Origin of the sequence: Peribacillus sp. V2I11 (genome assembly GCF_030817135.1) — a bacterium.
GTDB lineage: Bacteria > Bacillota > Bacilli > Bacillales > DSM-1321 > Peribacillus > Peribacillus simplex.
In genome coordinates this window covers 1227978-1246457 of record NZ_JAUSYW010000001.1, presented here as the reverse complement: position 1 = coordinate 1246457, position 18480 = coordinate 1227978, and the positions used below count along the sequence as shown (strand labels likewise).

Annotated in this window: 13 protein-coding genes and 1 pseudogene; 10 read left to right on the top strand and 4 right to left on the bottom strand. The window is 38.8% G+C overall.

Annotated features, from left to right (window positions below; genetic code table 11):
• Positions 1–166 precede the first annotated feature (166 nt).
• Entirely contained in the window at positions 167–1417 is a 1251-nt protein-coding gene (locus tag QFZ73_RS06065; RefSeq protein ID WP_307264167.1) for an allantoate amidohydrolase, read from the top strand.
• Positions 1418–1753: 336 nt separating this feature from the next.
• Here QFZ73_RS06065 and QFZ73_RS06060 read toward each other — a convergent pair whose 3' ends face one another.
• The gene (locus QFZ73_RS06060; protein ID WP_251435816.1) at positions 1754–3406 is read right to left on the bottom strand and encodes a PucR family transcriptional regulator; all 1653 of its coding nucleotides are present in this window, start codon (positions 3404–3406) and stop codon (positions 1754–1756) included.
• A 795-nt stretch (positions 3407–4201) separates the two neighbouring features.
• On the opposite strand from QFZ73_RS06060, the gene QFZ73_RS06055 reads away from it, so the two are divergent.
• The 8 genes and pseudogenes from QFZ73_RS06055 (at position 4202) to QFZ73_RS06020 (ending at position 14226) form a co-directional block, all read left to right on the top strand.
• A complete protein-coding gene (locus QFZ73_RS06055; protein WP_307264161.1) occupies positions 4202–5554 on the top strand; it encodes an allantoinase in 1353 nt (450 codons plus the stop codon).
• Positions 5555–5890: 336 nt separating this feature from the next.
• A complete protein-coding gene (allE, locus tag QFZ73_RS06050) occupies positions 5891–6655 on the top strand; it encodes a (S)-ureidoglycine aminohydrolase (protein WP_251435810.1) in 765 nt (254 codons plus the stop codon).
• Between the two features lie 128 nt (positions 6656–6783).
• The gene (locus QFZ73_RS06045; RefSeq protein WP_207117649.1) at positions 6784–7167 is read left to right on the top strand and encodes a cupin domain-containing protein; all 384 of its coding nucleotides are present in this window, start codon (positions 6784–6786) and stop codon (positions 7165–7167) included.
• Positions 7168–7385: 218 nt separating this feature from the next.
• Complete coding sequence (locus tag QFZ73_RS06040) at positions 7386–8690, top strand: uracil/xanthine transporter (RefSeq protein ID WP_307264156.1); 1305 nt, start codon at positions 7386–7388, stop codon at positions 8688–8690.
• Between the two features lie 289 nt (positions 8691–8979).
• Positions 8980–11149, top strand: a pseudogene (locus QFZ73_RS06035) (malate synthase G).
• Positions 11150–12279: 1130 nt separating this feature from the next.
• Positions 12280–12744 (top strand): peptidase dimerization domain-containing protein, encoded by a 465-nt coding sequence (locus QFZ73_RS06030; RefSeq protein ID WP_251435801.1) that lies wholly within the window; start codon positions 12280–12282, stop codon positions 12742–12744.
• On the top strand, positions 12687–12920 hold the full coding sequence (locus tag QFZ73_RS06025) for a M20/M25/M40 family metallo-hydrolase (protein WP_251435798.1): 234 nt from the start codon (positions 12687–12689) through the stop codon (positions 12918–12920). The genes QFZ73_RS06030 and QFZ73_RS06025 overlap by 58 nt, the downstream gene beginning before the upstream one ends.
• Before the next feature lie 43 nt (positions 12921–12963).
• Positions 12964–14226: a pyridoxal-phosphate-dependent aminotransferase family protein gene (locus QFZ73_RS06020; RefSeq protein WP_307264149.1), complete on the top strand. Its 1263-nt coding sequence runs from the start codon at positions 12964–12966 to the stop codon at positions 14224–14226.
• A gap of 286 nt (positions 14227–14512) precedes the next feature.
• On the opposite strand, the gene QFZ73_RS06015 is transcribed toward QFZ73_RS06020, so the two are convergent.
• The 3 genes from QFZ73_RS06015 to QFZ73_RS06005 are packed head-to-tail and all read right to left on the bottom strand — an operon-like array spanning position 14513 to position 16874.
• Positions 14513–14959, bottom strand: a complete 447-nt coding sequence (locus tag QFZ73_RS06015; protein ID WP_307264146.1) for a PaaI family thioesterase — start codon at positions 14957–14959, stop codon at positions 14513–14515.
• A gap of 14 nt (positions 14960–14973) precedes the next feature.
• The gene (locus QFZ73_RS06010; RefSeq protein ID WP_307264140.1) at positions 14974–16524 is read right to left on the bottom strand and encodes a solute symporter family protein; all 1551 of its coding nucleotides are present in this window, start codon (positions 16522–16524) and stop codon (positions 14974–14976) included.
• The gene (locus QFZ73_RS06005; protein ID WP_251435789.1) at positions 16521–16874 is read right to left on the bottom strand and encodes a DUF485 domain-containing protein; all 354 of its coding nucleotides are present in this window, start codon (positions 16872–16874) and stop codon (positions 16521–16523) included. The genes QFZ73_RS06010 and QFZ73_RS06005 overlap by 4 nt, the downstream gene beginning before the upstream one ends.
• Before the next feature lie 274 nt (positions 16875–17148).
• Here QFZ73_RS06005 and QFZ73_RS06000 point away from each other — a divergent pair, with 274 nt between their 5' ends.
• Complete coding sequence (locus QFZ73_RS06000) at positions 17149–18477, top strand: phenylacetate--CoA ligase family protein (protein ID WP_251435787.1); 1329 nt, start codon at positions 17149–17151, stop codon at positions 18475–18477.
• Positions 18478–18480 lie beyond the last annotated feature (3 nt).

The window sequence follows — 18480 nt, the reverse complement described above, 5'->3', positions numbered from 1 at the left end:
ATTAGCTTGTCACCGTTTAATCTAAAATTTAATTAGCTTATCATGCAGAATTCCTATTGAGCAACGACTAAATAAGGTGTTAATATGACTTTGCATTAAAAAACTGGATTTTGTAATAAATAACAAAAGTTTTTCTTAGAGATTAAATTGGCAGGGAAGTGATCGATTGGTTAAACTTCAGAAGGATGTTGATGCTATAAGAATCAACACTAGAACCGAAGAACTTGCTGCTTGTTCATCTACATCTGTTGGTGTCACTAGACTACCTTTCACAGTGGAAAGTTTAAAAGCAGAAAGACTAGTTGAAGAGTGGATGAAAGCAGCTGGGATGACGGTAAGAAAAGATGCTCTTAACAATATAATCGGACGTTATGAAGGGAAAGATCCTACAGCTCCAGTTTTAATGATAGGTTCACATTTAGATAGCGTGATTGAAGCAGGTAAATATGACGGTATCTTAGGAGTTATAACTGGAATAGAAGTTGTTCAAACTCTTAAGGATAATGGCATTATATTATACAATCCAATCGAAGTGGTAGGTTTTTGTGATGAGGAAGGAGTAAGGTTTCACTCAACTTTCCTTGGTAGTAAAGCGATTGCAGGAACTTTTACTGGTGAAGATTTAGAAAGAGCAGATGATCAAGGGATAACAATTGCTGAAGCGTTAAAAGGAATTGGTATTGCTGACCCATATGCTTATAAAAAAGCTAGTCGTACTCCAGAAGAACTTCTCGCTTATTTGGAACTTCATATCGAACAGGGGCCTGTGCTTGAGAAGGAGAATGAACCTGTCGGAATAGTTCGTGGGATTGCTAGTGCTACAAGATTTTATTTTGAAATTATCGGGAAACCTGGACATGCAGGGACAGTTCCTGTTGCCCTTAGACAAGATGCACTTTTAGGAGCTAGTGATCTCATTTCCTACATTGAGAACACCGCTATCCAAAATGAACCATTAGTGGCGACTATTGGTAAACTCACTGTAAGTCCGGGTGCTAGTAATGTAATACCTGGCCTTGTAACAGGGACGCTGGATATCCGTGATTTAAATGTGGATCGTAAGAAAAAAGCCATTGATTCCATATTAACTGAAAGTGAAAGAGTAGCAAAAGCTAGAGGACTCCAAATTCATTTTGAACAAGTCATGGAAGCCGATCCTGTATACTGTGATGAACAATTGATTAAAGTAATCGAAGAGTCCATTATCGAACTGGATGGTAGCGTTATCAGTCTTGTAAGTGGTGCTGGTCACGATGCAATGGCTATGGCGGATGTAACGAATGTTGCAATGATTTTCGTTCGTTGTAAAGATGGTCTTAGTCATCATCCTGATGAATTCGTTACTGTAGAAGATATGGGTGCAGGAGCTAGAGTCCTTTACTCTACAGTGATTAAGATAGCCACAAAACAATATTGAGGAACTTATAAGTTTTGGCTATCAACTAAAAGAGAACTTACAAAAAAAACTCGTGATCCGACTGTATCGGATCACGAGTTTTTTCAAAATGAATACATTTCAATTTTAGGACAAAGATCCTTCATTCGATGAAACAGACATGAGTATCGACAATGATCCAATGTTATAAAAGGAGTTCTGTATGTTCATAAAAAAGCCACTGAAATTCCTGGATTCCTCCATAATCAAAGACACTTCCAGAAAATAAAGTCAGATTTACTCTTTATATTGATCTCTGTCTGCGTGGGCAGTTTACCTTCAGTCAATATCTGCTTTAGTAGTAATTACAATAACTTATTAATCACTGTTACCCCTAAAAATTGAACTCATGAGTAAAGCTATACGTAAATGAAGTGAGTTTTTTGCATCATGAACGGAATAATTCAACATGTCCTCACATTTGGCAATTCGGTATTTAACGGTATTACGGTGAACAAACAGTTTCCTGGATGTAATAGCAAGTTCACAATTATTATCCAAATATACCAATAAGGTATTAACTAAGTCTTTTTCATCTTTATTTTTCGGGTAGGATAGAGAACGTAAAGTATTTTCATAAAATTTTTTTAAATCTTTTTCGGGAATTAACCGAATCAGTTCTATTAATTGCTTGGTTTCGTAAAAGTTGATAAATTTATTTTGAAACAGTACAGCCCCATTTGTCCATGCTTCCACTGCCTCTTCGTATGTAAGGTGGATATAGGTAAGGTCATTAGAAAAGTTACCAACTCCAAACGACAACGAAATTTTTAGATTTGAATAAGCCTCATTCTGGAATTCCTTCAGCCTTTCTTCTATTATGCTTTTAATCGAATCATTAATATTCAGAGGAGCTTGCATCAGAATAACAAAATATCCATCTTTCATAAAAACGATGTTGTTAGTATCTATTTTTAAAAATGATTTATGTAAAAATTTATATAAATAGTCGTATAATCTATTCATTATGTCTGCACTTTTTTGTAAAGCGTTTTGTTTATCATCATCAATCTTACATACAATGCATACGTATTTCATATTGTCGATTAAGCCATGCTGTTTTCCCCTATGAATAATTTCTTGTTTGTTAGAAATCTTTCCATCAACAAGGGAAGCAAAAAAGTTATTTTCTAACAAACGACTGTTTTCTCTAATAGCCTCGTTTTTAAGCAGCGTGAATGAAATGACTGTTGATGCTTGCTCTATAGCTAATTGGGATGATGGGTATGAAAGCTTCTCGGGGTGAAGAATTAATAGAAAATAGGGATAGGGACGCATTGTTTTCACCCGAAACATTTTTATAGAAATGTCCGTATTTTGGATGTCGATAGTAAGCTGGTTTTTCTCTAGGTATGTTTCTATATCACGTTTAATTTGTTCTTGAACATTTTTCATAACGATTTTCATATTTCCTGTACGAAAATGATGAGAAAAGGATGTCACATCACCAATAGGATCAAGTAGGAGAACAGGACATTTTAATAGGGAGCCAAGATTTTCAATTAAAGAATTCAGACTGTAGCCTTTTATCATCATATTGGTAAATTCCTTGTGAATATGCATCGCATAAAATAACTCTTCAATTTGGTTATCCCATATAAAGCTTAATAATTGATGAGCAACCGCACCTAATGTTAATGTCTCTGGAATTTGAATAATTGGAAATTCTAATGAGTCAGCCAATTCGATTACATCCTGCGGTATCTTATCAATGAATCTTTTAAGTTTAATGGCAATCCCTGCACATGGAAGTTCATTAATTTGGGAAATGAGATTGCATAATGCATGAGGGTCGTTTTTAAAAGCGTATCCTGTTGTCAATAATAGGGAGTTCTTAGCTAAAAAATTGATGGCATCTGGTGTTTCTGAAATCTCAATTGATTCTACTTTCCTTTTAAGTCCGGCATGTCCAGCAATAATTTTGGCTTCTTGAAACACATCAACGATAAATAAATCTTCTACCTTTTTCATCATACACCTTCTAATTCTACATTTTGTCAGTTTTTATTACTAGAAAGGGAAGCAAACGAATCTTGTTAAATTTGGACAAAAATTTAAATGGAAATTGTTTACATCGCATAATGATTTTGTGAATGAATCCGCTTATAATCAATTGTATAGAGGATTGAAGGTTAATGAAACTGTTTTCAAGATTTTTTTTACATTCCATAAATCCCAAGTTTTTATTATATTTAGAAACTATATTTATATTTTGAAGCGCATACAATCCGCCAGTTTTTTCCTGCTCTCAAGCTATTATTTGCTCTATCATTTTTCTCAGGTACGATACTCGCATTCGTTCATCTATATTGTTTTTGTTAAAAAAGTACAACAGAAACGAGAGGATGTGGTTAAAGGGGCTTAATTGATGGAAACGTGAAATAGTCAGTGAAAGAGTCCGAATATTTAAAAAGCATTTTTGAAGCAGGAGTAAACGATGAAGACCGCCTTGGCGAGGAAATGCCGTACAAAACAAGATAACAGCCAAGGCTGCGCATCTCGCTTCCTGTTTCCATAAAGGTGGATGCGATTAAGTTGGGGAAATGGATTGTAAGTTTCATTCCAAAATTGCTTGATAGAAGTTTTAGTGGAATCTACTAAATCTCAAAACGATGTTCAGAATGTAATAGTTGTATTTAATTCCGAATATATACGATTTCAACAGCCCAAAGCAAGATGTTCGTTTCTTCATTATGCAACTTGTAAAAGAGGATTCTCCTTAAAAGTTTTTATAAAATTTGATTTCCCATAGAAAGGAATGAACCTATGACTACATATGATTTACTCATTAGAAATGGAAATCTTGTAATGTTTGATTCGATTGTTCAAGGAGATATTGCAATTAAGGAAGGGAAAATTAAAGAAGTGACTATCGGAAAAAATATTGATGCTATAGCAACAAGAGAAATTAATGCTGAGGGGCAGCACATCCTCCCAGGATTAATTGATACTCATGTTCATTTCAACGAGCCAGGCAGAACTGAGTGGGAAGGTGTTCAAACTGGTAGCAGAAGTTTAGCGGCAGGTGGGGTGACAACCTATTTTGATATGCCATTGAACAGTACACCACCAACAATCAATAAAGAATATTTGGCATTAAAGAGAGCTTGCTCCGAAGAAAAGTCGGTAGTCAATTGCCGCTTTTGGGGTGGACTTATACCAGAAAATATTGAGAATATTAAGGAACTTGATGAAAATGGAGTAATTGGATTTAAAGCTTTTATGTCACCGAGCGGAATTGTCGATTTCAATCATGTCGATGATATTACGATTTTTAAAGGGATGAGAGAAATTGCCTCTGTAGGTTCACTTTTAGCCGTTCATGCTGAAAGTACAGTCATTTGTGATCAGCTTGCACAAGAAAAACAAAGACAAAATAAGACGACTGCAAAAGACTTCGTCGAATCAAGACCGATAATTTCCGAAATTGAAGCGGTAAGAAGAATAATTTCATATGCAGAAGCTACAGGGTGTAAACTGCATATTGTTCATGCGAGCAGCCGCAAAGTAGTGGAAGTCATCAATCAGGCAAAGCAAAGAGGCCTGGATATTACGGTAGAAACATGCCCTCATTATTTATCTTTGACATTAAAAGACTTAGAGGAAAAAGGCGGATTGGCAAAATGCTGCCCTCCACTGCGTGATGATCAAGAAGTAGAACAATTATGGGAAGCTGTAGCAAACGGTGAAATTGACGTAATAGCATCCGACCATTCACCAGCACCTGCCTCTATGAAAGAAGTAATAAATGATGACTTTTTCAGTGCCTGGGGTGGGATTTCCGGTGCCCAATCTACGCTCAATATTATGTTGACAGAGGGGCATTTCAACCGTAATCTTCCTCTGGGGAAAATTGTTGAATTAACATCAACGAATCCAGCTAAGTTATTTGGCCTTTATCCCCATAAAGGGATAATAGCCGTTGATAGCGACGCTGATCTGGCGATAGTTAATCTGAACAAAAGCTTCGAGCTGAAAAAGGAAGATTTGTTCTACCGCCATCAGCAGTCGCCTTATGTTGGCAGGACATTCAAAGGGCAAGTAACAACAACGATCGTCAATGGGGCTATTGTTTTTGAAAATGGCAGCATTACCACTGTGGAAAAAATTAAAATCTAGGATTGTTAAGCTATAAAGGACTGGGGAAAATCTTATTGCACAATCTTAAAAGCAAAAGAAGCAGGTAAGGAACCAGGACCTTCCCTGAAAGAGAAAAAATATGAAGGTAATATGTTTATCTATAATGAACAAAAATATAAAACGTTTTTATCGATTAGGCATAAAGACTAATTAAATGAAAGCGGTTAATATTTATATAAGGGACTTAATTGTTTCTAACACAAGCTAATAATATATGAAAAGAAGCTTCAATTATAAGTTGATTTATAGCGGGAACAGGGCACACCATGAGTCACATATTTCAAATAAAATACGATTAAAAGGAGAGTTTAAAAGATGGGTTATCCTAAAGATTTATTAGCAAGCAGATCAATAATTGAGCACGGTAAATATGCTTTAATTGCACCTGAAGGATTGGTTAATAATGTTGTTCCGGGATTTGAGAATTGTATCATTTCCATTTTGGCTTCTCCAAAGCTTGGAGCAAGCTTTGTCGATTACATTGTGACAATGCAAAAGGAAGGAAAGAACAGCGAGGGGTTTGGTGGACAAGAAGATGTTGAGACATTTGTCTATGTTATTGAAGGGAAAATAAAAGCTACTGCAGGTGAACAAGAGTTTGTCCTCGATGAAAGCGGTTATTTATACTGTCCGCCAGGAACAAAGATGTATTTAGAAAACCAATTGGATGGAGATTCTAAACTATTCCTATATAAGCAAAAGTATCGTCCACTTGAAGGACGGAGGCCATGGGTTTATTCAAACCATGCGAACAACATTGAATTCAGGATTTATGATGATATGCATAATGTCCATCTTAAGGATCTTTTGCCTGCGGATATAGATTTTGATATGAATTTTCATATTCTTTCCTTTGATCCTGCTGCATCTCATCCGTTCATCGAAACACATGTGCAAGAACATGGAGCCTACTTACTCTCGGGAGAAGGGATGTATAACCTGGATAATCAGTGGGTTCCTGTAAAGAAAGGAGATTACATTTTTATGGGTCCATATGTACATCAAGCAGCCTATGCGGTAGGCAGAGAAAATTTAACATATGTTTACTCTAAAGATTGTAATCGTGATGCATCCTTGTAAAAGGTCACATCATTTAGAAGAAATGAGTAGATGACAACTTCAAGAGATTTAATGCGGGCAGAATTGTATTTTAGGGAGATCCGGTAAGTGTAATTCAAAACCATTAAATATTAAAGAGGTGCTGAGGTATGGACCAGAATGTAATTTTGAACAAAAAGTCGATAATAGAGGAAAGAGTTTTTGAAATCGATAAAATAGCAAAATTCGATTCTAATGCACCACAAAAAAATTATTTCTATGAAACGGATAAAACTGTTGGGGCAGTTTGGTGTCTTGAACCTGAGCAGGAAGTATTTTTACATTCCCATTCGAATGTTGATGATATTTGGGTCTGCATTGAGGGGGAAGGAACATACTTTCCTGATCTAGAGAATGAGATCACGATCAGAAAAGGAATGGTAGTATTGGCCAAGCCTAATCAAATTCATGGAATGCGTAATACAGGAAACAGTCGATTCATGTTTGTAGGCTTTGCTGCAGGGGCATTGCCTATGGATATAACAAGATATTAGAAAAAGGCTAAGATTATTTAACATTACAAAATAATTTAAGTTTCTTCTTTCAAAAAACAAAAAAAGTGATTAAGGCGAAGCGATTGTAATGAAGACAGCGCTTCGCTTATATTTTTATTTATAAAAAGTGATGATTTGTAATTTCTACGATTGGCTTCCTTAAAAACTAGCAAACAGATTTTATAAAAATCCAGAAATCGGAAATGGTGATGATTAAGATGAAACAGCAAGGAGTTACTGTAACATTATTCTCCTCTTTACAGTGGCTTTTTTTTATTTTTGCCAATACGGTTGTCGTACCAATTTCTGTAGGAGCAGCATTCCAGCTTCCTACAGAAACAATTGAAATGACGATAAGGTGCTCCTTTATCTTTACCGGAATATCCTGTATTCTGCAGGCATGGGTTGGGCATCGTTATCCATTATTGGACAGCCATTCAGGGCTAATGTGGGGTCTGATGATAAATATGGGTATCTCTGCATCTGCACTCGGATTGGATTTTGCAACCGTAGGGGGAGGAATTGCAACAGGTATTTTGCTGGCTGGAGCTGTAACCGTACTGCTTGCGGCATTTAACCTGATTTATATCATACAAAAAGTAATTAAGCCGATGGTGATAAGTGTTTATATATTTTTACTGACCTTTCAGCTCATCTTTATTTTCTTCAAAGGTATGTTTAAAATAACCGAAAGTGGAACAATTGATCTCCCTGTCAGTTTGTTTTCAATCTTGATTGTCATCTTCGTCGGCTTTTTAAGGATTAAAGGAGGGAAAATACTAAGCAATTTCTCAATCCTGATCGGAATTATCGTAGGATGGTCATTATATCGAATTATTTTCCCTTCAGATCTTCCGACGGCTAGCTCTTCAGGTATGGCATTCACTTTCTTTCCCCTTGGAACTCCAAACTTGAATATTGGTATTATTTTTGTTTCCTTTTTTGCGGTCCTTCTGAATTTAACGAATTCTTTCGCTTCTATTCAAGCTGTTGCAGATGTTTACAAGGAAAAGGTGGAACATAGTCAATACAGGAGATCTATTTTTGTAACAGGTATTTTTGCGTTTATCACTTCGATTTTTGGCTTGGTCCCTTTTACACCATTTACATCTACGATAGGGTTTCTACAAAGTACCAAGTTATTCAAACGAAAGCCATTCATTATAAGCGGATTTTTGTTTACTCTCCTTGGAGTTATTCCGCCATTAGGGCGATTCTTAGGAACAATACCATTAACAATAGGTAACGCTGTTTTATTTGTTGCATACCTTCAATTGTTTGGGACCGCTATAAACAGCCTGAAAGGAACGTTATTCAACTCTGAAACGATACTCCGTTTAGCGGGGCCAGTCCTAGTTGGAGTTAGCATTATGAATATCCCGCCAGCATTATTCGGCAGTATTCCTGTCCTCTTGCAGCCTTTCATTACAAATGGTCTCATTATGGGTGTCATTATATCGATCTTTATGGAAAAACTCATTGATTGGAATAAGTTAACAAATAAATTGGAAGTCGGGCAGTAACCGAATTATCTACCTGAAAATGGAAACATAAGGTGATTATTCTAAAAAAAATGGGATTTCATTTTACGATTGAAGGAAAAAGGTGTTCATACCATATTGACTATATTGGACATCTCTAACGATAAACTTGAAATTGATTATAAGAAAACAAAACAATAAATTTGAGGACTTGAAATCGAAAACAAATTAAGTATTGAACCCGTTCAAAGGGAGGAGAGATCACCTGGTTTAAGAAAATTATCTCGGCGTATGCCGGGAGTCAAACTAATTTTTAAAGGAGGAATACACCATGGGAGAATATGTGAAAATAGGTAATCTTCAAGTGGCTCCGGTACTTTTTGAATTTATCAATAAGGATGGGCTACCTGGAAGCGAACTGAATCAGGAACAATTTTGGGTTGATTTTGAAAAATTGGTGCATGACATGTCTCCAAAAAACAAAAAATTGTTAGCTCGTCGCGATGAAATTCAAACCAAAATCAATACATGGCATAGAGAAAATAAAGAGATTGACTTTGCTAAATATAAATCATTTTTACAAGAGATTGGCTATCTCGAACCTGAAGGAGAAGACTTTCATATTACGACAGAAGGGGTAGATGATGAAATAGCCTTCCAAGCTGGGCCGCAGCTAGTTGTCCCGGTTGATAATGCTCGTTATGCTATTAACGCTTCAAATGCAAGGTGGGGAAGCCTTTATAATGCCCTTTATGGAACAGATGTTATTAGCGAAAAAGGAGGAGCCTACCGAGAAGGGAGCTACAATGAAGTACGCGGTGGAGAAGTTATTTCATTTGCAAAGGATTTTCTTGATCAAGTAACTCCTTTAAAGGATTATTCACATAAAGACGCTGTGAAATATGCAGTAGTAGATGGGAAATTAGCTGTTACACTCAGAAATGGAGAAATTACGAGTTTAGTAGAGGAATCTAAGCTAGTTGGCAATCAAGGTGAATACGAAAAGCCATCGGCTATATTATTAAAAAATAATGGTTTGCATTTTGAAATTCAGATTGATCGAAGTCACCTGATCGGTAAAATAGATAAAGCAGGCGTTAAGGACATTCTAATGGAATCTACTCTTACGACCATTATGGATTGTGAGGATTCTGTTGCCGCAGTGGATGCTGATGATAAAGTCCTGGTCTATCGAAATTGGTTAGGTCTTATGAGGGGTGATCTGACTGTAACTTTCAAAAAGGATAATAAAATGATGACACGTACAATGAACCCGGATCGTTTATACAGAGCACCAGATGGAGCTGAATTCTCTTTTGCCTGGTCGTTCACTTATGTTTGTCCGTAACGTGGGACACTTAATGACCACAAACGCAGTCCTAGATGCAAATGGTGAGGAGATTCCTGAAGGGATTATGGATACAGTCATGACTAGTTTACTTGCCAAACATTCCCTGTTGGGGAATGGTAAATATCAAAATTCATCTAAAGGATCAGTCTATATCGTAAAGCCAAAAATGCATGGATCCGCAGAGGTGGCTTTTGCCAATGAACTCTTTGGTCGTGTGGAAGACATCCTTGGTCTACAGCGAAATACACTGAAAATTGGTGTTATGGACGAAGAACGTCGAACTTCATTAAACTTGAAAGCTTGTATCCGCCAAGTTAAAGAAAGAGTGGCATTTATTAATACCGGGTTCTTAGATCGAACGGGAGACGAAATTCATACTTCTATGGAAGCCGGACCTATGATCCTCAAAAATAACATGAAAGGATCAAAATGGCTACAAGGTTATGAAAAATCGAATGTCAATGTAGGTCTAGCAACCGGTTTTCAAGGTCGAGCTCAAATTGGTAAAGGAATGTGGGCAATACCTGATATGATGGCGGAAATGCTAACGCAAAAGATTGGCCATCTGAAAGCAGGGGCGAATACAGCATGGGTGCCTTCACCAACTGCAGCGACATTGCATGCTCTTCATTATCATCAAGTGGATGTAAAAAAGGTACAAGATGAGTTGAAAAAGAATCCAGTAAATTTACGTGATGATATTTTAGAAATCCCAGTGGATCAAAACCTCGAATGGAGTCCGGAAGAAATTCAGCAAGAGCTAGATAACAATGCTCAAGGTATCCTCGGTTATGTTGTACGTTGGGTAGAACAAGGGATTGGTTGTTCTAAAGTACCAGATATCAACAATGTAGGGTTGATGGAAGACCGTGCCACACTAAGAATTTCTAGTCAGCATATGGCTAACTGGCTTCACCACGGAATTTGTACAAAAGGACAGGTTTTGGAGACTTTACAACGAATGGCTAAAGTAGTGGATGAACAAAACACTGGAGATTCAGCATATCAATATATCGCGGAAAATTACGACAACTCAGTGGCGTTTCAAGCAGCATGCGACCTAGTGTTTCAAGGCTATAACCAACCAAGTGGGTATACTGAGCCTATCCTGCATCGACGACGCATTGAAGCGAAGAAAAATAAGTTGTAACAATAAGTGATTTCTGGGGCATTCAGACCAACCAGGATGCAATGTTATTAAATTCATAAAGCTTAGCGTATGAAAAACTAATTGTCTTTTTTATATGTATTGTATAGTTAGGGTTTTAGGTTAAAGTGTTGGGATATCCCGTATAAGAAACAAGATTTTTCGCAAAGTCTTATTTTAACTCTATATTTTAGGGGGAATCTCCATTAAATACACTGTATAAACAGATTCGTGATAAGCAATTCTTAACAACCAAAAAGGGAGCATTCGTTCTAAAAATTTACAATTAAAAGCAATAAAGTTACGATAAAGCCTGAATTAAAATCAAGATGTTGTTAATTATAATAAAGTGTTTTTAAAGTCAACTTAAGAAATAGGGTACCTTAAGGTTTGAAAATCCAAGTTCACCAATTGTCATAACCTCATACGGGGCTTTGGATTAAAATAAGTGATTATTCGATAAAATGGGGAACAAGTGATCAAGATTACTTGTTCCCCATTTTGGTCTAATTCTTTATAAAAAGAAGAAGTTAAGTAAACATATGTGAATTAGATGTAACAAGATTAGACATCATCTTTTTAGGTTCGCAGACCAACAGAAGTTAATTTGGACGGCATAAGTGGAACTAGTATCTTAATTTATAAAAAAATACCCGTGAAATATGATAAGGAGCTAACTATAACAATAAGTACCACTTCTTTTGATCATAGAAAATCTGTATATTATACACATTATTGGTTTGCTTTCAGATGGTTGTTTTGCACAAAAAAACACCGAAATACTAACAGAATTGTCAATGAAGTTAAATGCGAAAGCAAGTAAAATAATAGATGACATGAATTTTGTGAATATTCATAACATGAATGGGTATTGTGAAGGGAAGCGATGTGGTGGTCAATCAAAACGAAAAATTCATAGATGAAAAGGATGATGTTGCGTTCGATGATAGAATCGTTAGCACTTTCGGGGCAACAGAGAGAGTAATGGGGTGACCCGGTTATTATATTCCAAGGAATGGATGAGCGCTCAGCAGGCAATGAAAGCTGAGATGGAAAAAGAAAACCTTATTACATATTTTGATAGTATATAGGCAACTTGTTTGGAGGCTTGAGGGAAAGGATCCCCCCCATCCTTGACCGGTTCCCATATAGACACGGTCAAGGATGGGGGGGAATATGACGGCGCATATGGGGTCGTCAGCCATATTGTCGGGCAGCGCCGTAATACGGTGAAAATCATTGGTGAGAGTGAGCATGCGGGCACCACTCCCATGTCATATAGGAAGGATGCAGTAGGTTTTGCTTCGGAATTCATTTCTTTTTTAACGAAAAAAGCGAAGGGCATGGACCCGGGTTTAGTTGCGACGGTTGGCAGAATGGATGTTAAACCTAATGTTCCAAATGTCATTGCTGGTGAAGTGGAGTTCAGTCTCGATATCAGGCACCACAAGGAAACGGTTCTTGAAAGGTTTTGTAAGGAAATCTTTTCGACTTTCGATTCCTTGGCAAAAGAAGCTGAAATGAAGCTGGAGGTTTCACAATGGATGGATGTCGAACCTGTTGCGATGGATCCGGAAATGAATCGCCTTGTCAGATAGCTGAAGATAAAAACATACCTTACCAAGATATGGTCAGCGGAGCCGGGCATGATGCACAGGTGTTCGGTTCGTATTGTCCGACTTGCCTGCTGTTCGTTCCAAGTAATGGGGGAATCAGTCATTCGCCTAAGGAGTTTACGAGTGTTGGGATATGGAAAAGGGAATCGGCGTTTTAAGTGAAATACTATATAAATTAGACTATTAATGGAGTTGGTTAAAATGTCATATTCAGAATTGAATGCACCGATGAGAACGATCATGACACCAGGCCCGGTCGAAGTGGACCCGCGTGTTTTAAGGGCGATGAGCACACCGATATTAGGGCAATTCGATCCTGCGTTCACTACTATCATGAATGAAGTGATGGAAATGCTGCGTTTGGTTTTTCAAACGAAAAATAAATGGGCCTTCCCGATAGATGGCACCTCAAGATCGGGTAATGAAGCGATTCTATGCAGCATCATTGAGCCGGGGGATAAGGTTTTGGTTCCTATATTCGGAAGGTTCGGTCATTTGTTGGTGGAAATTTGTAAGCGATACGGAGCTGAAGTCCATACGATAGAATGTCCTTGGGGAGAGGTGTTCGATCCGCAAGCTGTCATCGCGGAAATCAAGAAACTCTCCCCTAAGATAACAGCAATCGTCCATGGGGAAACTTCCACTGGTTGCATGCAGCCCTTGAAGGAAATCGGGTTGGCCTGCCGTGAATTGGGTGTCCTGCTTGTGGTGGATGCGGTTGCCTCCATCGGGGGCACCGATGTAAAGGTGGATGAATGGTGTATTGATGGATTGATAGGAGGGACACAAAAATGCTTGTCCGTTCCTTCGGGTATGGCACCGATTACGTATAATGAGCGAATAGAAGCAATCATCCAGTCCCGCAAAAAGGTGGAACGTGGTATTGCGACGGATGAAGACAACCAAAAGGTTTCGGTCCGCCGTCCGATTACCAGTAATTATTTCGATTTAAGCATGCTTCAGGATTATTGGGGGCCGCGCCGTTTAAATCACCATACGGAAGCGACTTCCATGATTTATGCGTTACGTGAAGGATTGCGTCTTGTGCTTGAAGAAGGTCTGGAAACGCGCTTTGCCCGTCATGAACTTCACGAAGCTGCTCTCGTTGAAGGGATCAAGGCGATGGGGCTAACGTTATTCGGGGATGGGAAAAACAAACTTCCATGTGTAACTTGCATCGAAATTCCAAAAGGAATCGATGGTGAAGCTGTAAGAGCCATGCTGTTGAATGAATTTGGTATCGAAATCGCTTCCTCATTTGGTCCGCTTCACGGGAAAATCTGGAGGATCGGGACCATGGGATTCAGTTGCAGGAAAGAAAACATCCTGTTTGTATTGGCCTCCTTGGAAGCTGTCCTTTTGCGCCAGGGGTTCCAAGTTAATCGGGGAGAGGCTTTGCAGGCTGCGCTGGATGTATATGAAGGAAAGAAGGAGAAAATGGTAGCATCACGAGGATTTCTTTGATTAATTGATGTCCATGTGCATTTCAGCGAATCTGGCCGTAATCATTGGGAAGGCATAGAGGGAAAATCGTTTATCAGACGGATGGGATAAGTGAAAGGGGCGTGGGGAGTGGTTAAAAGTGATAGATTCCAGTATTGCGGTCAATAACTAGAAGAAGGGTTTAAAATAGGGGAGGGGGATTCCAAATCGGGAATCCTCCTTTTTTTAATGTATGCGTATGTATCCTTGGAAAATCAAGGGAAAGGAAACCGGACAAATGGATTGCTTGTCCGGTTTCAAACGTTACTTATTCAACTTGGTCTACGAAATATTGATTTTTCCTGTATACCATCGCTTCCATGGTTGCAATCAATTCCCTTTCATTTAACACGTCTATTTTATACCATGCCAGTTTATGGTTTTTCTTGATCTCTTCCGCTCTGGCAGTTAAAGTCTCACCCCGTTTGCCAGCTGATAAGAAATTGATGTTGTTTGAAACGCCAACCGCTATTTTGCCATAGGAATTGCTGGCTGCTGCGAACACGTAATCAGCAAGTGAAAAGATAATGGCACCATGAACCGTTCCGTGTGCATTGAGCATGTGGTCACTTGGAATCAATTCTGCTTCAGCTGTACCGGGACCGAGTTTCGTCAATCTCATCCCGAGGAAAGAAGCATATGGTTCTTCGACCAGTACTTGTTTGATTTGATCATAATGCAATTCGTGAATATCCTGATCTAAATGTGTGGTCATGAAAATCCCCCTCCTTAATGGTCTTTAGCTGAACTTATCCCATATCCGGTGTTTGATTTGAACAGTACTTCAGCAAAACTGTTTTCCTCATCTTTTGCCTTTGACAAGATTGTGCCTAAATAAGCTCCAATAAAGCCGAGCGGCACGGTGAAAATGGTCGGGTTGCTCATCGTGAAGAGGGGATCGCCTGTGAAAATCCCCATTCCAGGTTCCGGATTCCATACATTAGGACTGAGCATGACTAGTATGATGGAGCTGAGTAACCCGAATAACATTCCTGTGATCGCTCCGGTTGCGTTGAAGCGTTTCCAATATATTGTGCAAAGGATGATCGGTAAATTGGCACTGGCAGCAATTCCAAGCGCAAGGACTGAAAGAAAAGCGACATTCATTGATTGAGCAAATAAAGCAAGTAAAATCGAAATGACCGCTACGCCGACCGAAGCTATACGGGCAACGAGAATTTGCTGTTTTTCCGTAATATTCCCGTCCTTGATGATTTCACCGTATATGTCATGTGCAAAAGCGGATGCTGACGTTAAAACAAGTCCGGATACAACCGCTAATATCGTGGCAAATGCCACAGCGGATACGAAAGCGAATAAAAATTCACCGCCCACGGTTAATGCAAGTAGGGGCGCGGCCATGTTTCCGGCCGAGTTAGCTTCGACGATCCGGTCAAAACCGACGAAAGCGGCAGCACCGAAACCAAGGAAAATCGTCATGATGAAAAATATCCCTATAAACCATGTGGAATATACGACGGATTTCCTTGCAGTAGCCGCATCCTTCACTGTAAAGAAGCGGACGAGCAAATGCGGAAGGCCCGCTGCTCCAAGTACAAGCGACATATTAAATGAAATCATGTCAAGCCCATCGGTGTATTTATTTCCAGGATTCAAAAAATCATTTCCAAGAGGTGTTGCGGTTTGGACATGATGGAACATCTCTGAAATGTTGAAATTAAAACGGGAAAATACGATGAACGTCAACACAGCGGAACCGCATAGTAAAAGAACCGCTTTGGTGATCTGCACCCAGCTTGTCGCTCTCATTCCGCCGAAAATTACATAAATCGTCATCAATACACCGACAAGAAGTACGGATAGCCAATAATCGATGCCGAGCAACAGTTTAATTAATCCTCCTGCACCAACAAGTTGAGCAATCATGTAAAAGATTGAAATGACAAGTGTATTAGCTGCAGCTATCCCACGCACCTTTTTTGATTTAAAGCGCGCTGATATCATGTCTGCCAGCGTAAATTTACCTAAATTTCGAAGTGGTTCCGAAACAAGATACAGTAAGACAAGAAAGGCAACAAGGTTCCCGATGCTCATATAAAAGCCATCAAAACCAATCAGCGCGATAGCGCCTGTTATTCCCAGGAAAGAAGCGGCTGACATAAAGTCACCGGCTACGGCCAATCCATTTTGCCATGCTGTCAATCCGCCGCCGGCAGTATAAAAATCACTGGCATTTTTCGTTTTTTTTGAAGAGTAATAGGTTATTGCAAGCGTTAATAAAATGATGCCTAAAAAAAGCGTAAGGGATAAAATGCTCATTCGCCAAGCTCCTTCTGATATTTATTCAAGATATTCTTAGCCATCTTGTCGTACTTCTCTGATTTTTTTATATAGACAATTCCTCCTATCCATACGACGGCAAATTGGAGAAGTGCATATACCCAAGCCCAAGTAATATTGAAAAAGGCTTCACCTTTCAGTACTTCTGTGTAAGCAGCTAAAATAGGCAGAACAAAATAAAAGGCAAGAAAGAAAAGAGTGACAGGTAAGATAAAAGCTTTTTTCTTTTGAAGCAGATCCTTGAATTCTTCTGTTTCAATTAATTGACGATACTTATTTCCGCTGTCATGACCTTCAGGTGAAAGACCCATTTTAACCGGTTTTTCCATAATAATCCCCCTTTTTATTGTAGAACGTTTTTAAAACGAGCATTCGATAAAATGATATACCAATGCTAAAGTTAACATAATCAGAAAATTTAGTAAATTAAAACTTTGTTTTTTTTTTTGTTTATTCTGTCATTTTTGTTGAATCCAAAAAACATGATTGACAACGTATAAGTGACGTATTAATCTTAAAATTAAGCATAACAATAATTTTATTTCCGTATTATTACCGTTATGAAAGAGAAATGCTTGGGACCAAATGAGGGGGACTGGAACAATGTACAATCCGGAAGTTGAAACGGCTACGCGTGCTGAAATGGAAAGTTTACAAATGGCACGCCTTAAAAAAACGATAAGCCATGTATATGAAAATGTACCTTATTACAGAGAAAAATTTGAAGAGATGGGCCTTGATCCAGAAGATATTCAAACTCTAGGCGATGTGACAAAGCTTCCATTTACAAAAAAACAGACTCTTCGTGATCAGTATCCGTTCGGTTTATTCGCCGTTCCAATGGAGGATGTGACACGCATTCATGGTTCATCCGGAACAAGCGGAAAGCCTACCATTGTCGGGTATACGAAAAACGATTTGGAAAACTGGGCAACGATCGTCGCACGTGGAATTGTAGCGGCAGGAGGTCGGAAGTCGGATATTTTCCATAACGCATATGGATATGGTCTGTTTACAGGCGGACTGGGTCTCCATTGCGGTGCAGAAAAGCTAGGGGTTGCCACCGTACCAATTTCAGGGGGGAATACCGATCGCCAGATTACGATCATCAATGATTTTAAACCGCGCGGCATTTGTGGAACCCCTTCTTATATTTTGAATATCGCTGAAAAGATGGAAGAGATGGGGATTGACCCAGCTGATAATGGGCTTGAGTATGGGATTTTCGGAGCTGAGCCGTGGTCAGAGGAAATGAGAGCGACCCTTGAGAGGAAACTGAATTTGAAAGCGATCGATATTTACGGACTAAGTGAAATCATGGGGCCAGGAGTTGCGATAGAATGCCGTGAAGCACAGGATGGATTGCATATCGCAGAAGACCATTTCCTTGTTGAGATCATTAACCCCGATACGCTTGAACCAGTTGAGGACGGCAAAGATGGGGAACTTGTCTTTACCAGCCTTACAAAGGAAGCGCTGCCAATCATTCGTTATCGTACAGGTGATATCGCCTCCATTACCCATGAACCGTGTAAATGCGGACGTACCACAACAAGAATGTCCCGTGTTAAAGGCAGAACGGATGATATGATCATAGTCAGGGGAGTGAATGTATTTCCTTCAGAAATTGAGCGTGTTTTATTCCAAATGGAGGGAATCGTGCCTCATTATCAGATTCATCTCGTTAAGAAGGGGAAAATGGATAGTGTTGAACTGCACATCGAAATTGAAAGCGGTTTCTACCAAGAGATTGAAGGAGACTTAACGCATGAAAATGTAGGGATATTAAGGAAAACGATTCAGCATCATATGAAGTCCACATGTCTTGTAACGATGGATATTGTTGTCAACATTCCAAAAAGCATTCCGCGTTCAGAAGGAAAAGCCATCCGTGTCGTTGATAAACGGAAAGATGAAGTGATTAATTTATAACTG

Coding starts and splice junctions, on each gene's coding strand:
- QFZ73_RS06005 (WP_251435789.1), bottom strand. CDS start 16,874: ATGGAAAAACCGGTTAAAATGGGTCTTTCACCTGAAGGTCATGACAGC.
- QFZ73_RS06010 (WP_307264140.1), bottom strand. CDS start 16,524: ATGAGCATTTTATCCCTTACGCTTTTTTTAGGCATCATTTTATTAACG.
- QFZ73_RS06045 (WP_207117649.1), top strand. CDS start 6,784: ATGGACCAGAATGTAATTTTGAACAAAAAGTCGATAATAGAGGAAAGA.
- QFZ73_RS06040 (WP_307264156.1), top strand. CDS start 7,386: ATGAAACAGCAAGGAGTTACTGTAACATTATTCTCCTCTTTACAGTGG.
- QFZ73_RS06020 (WP_307264149.1), top strand. CDS start 12,964: ATGTCATATTCAGAATTGAATGCACCGATGAGAACGATCATGACACCA.
- QFZ73_RS06000 (WP_251435787.1), top strand. CDS start 17,149: ATGTACAATCCGGAAGTTGAAACGGCTACGCGTGCTGAAATGGAAAGT.
- allE (WP_251435810.1), top strand. CDS start 5,891: ATGGGTTATCCTAAAGATTTATTAGCAAGCAGATCAATAATTGAGCAC.
- QFZ73_RS06015 (WP_307264146.1), bottom strand. CDS start 14,959: ATGACCACACATTTAGATCAGGATATTCACGAATTGCATTATGATCAA.
- QFZ73_RS06025 (WP_251435798.1), top strand. CDS start 12,687: ATGGATGGATGTCGAACCTGTTGCGATGGATCCGGAAATGAATCGCCT.
- QFZ73_RS06060 (WP_251435816.1), bottom strand. CDS start 3,406: ATGAAAAAGGTAGAAGATTTATTTATCGTTGATGTGTTTCAAGAAGCC.
- QFZ73_RS06055 (WP_307264161.1), top strand. CDS start 4,202: ATGACTACATATGATTTACTCATTAGAAATGGAAATCTTGTAATGTTT.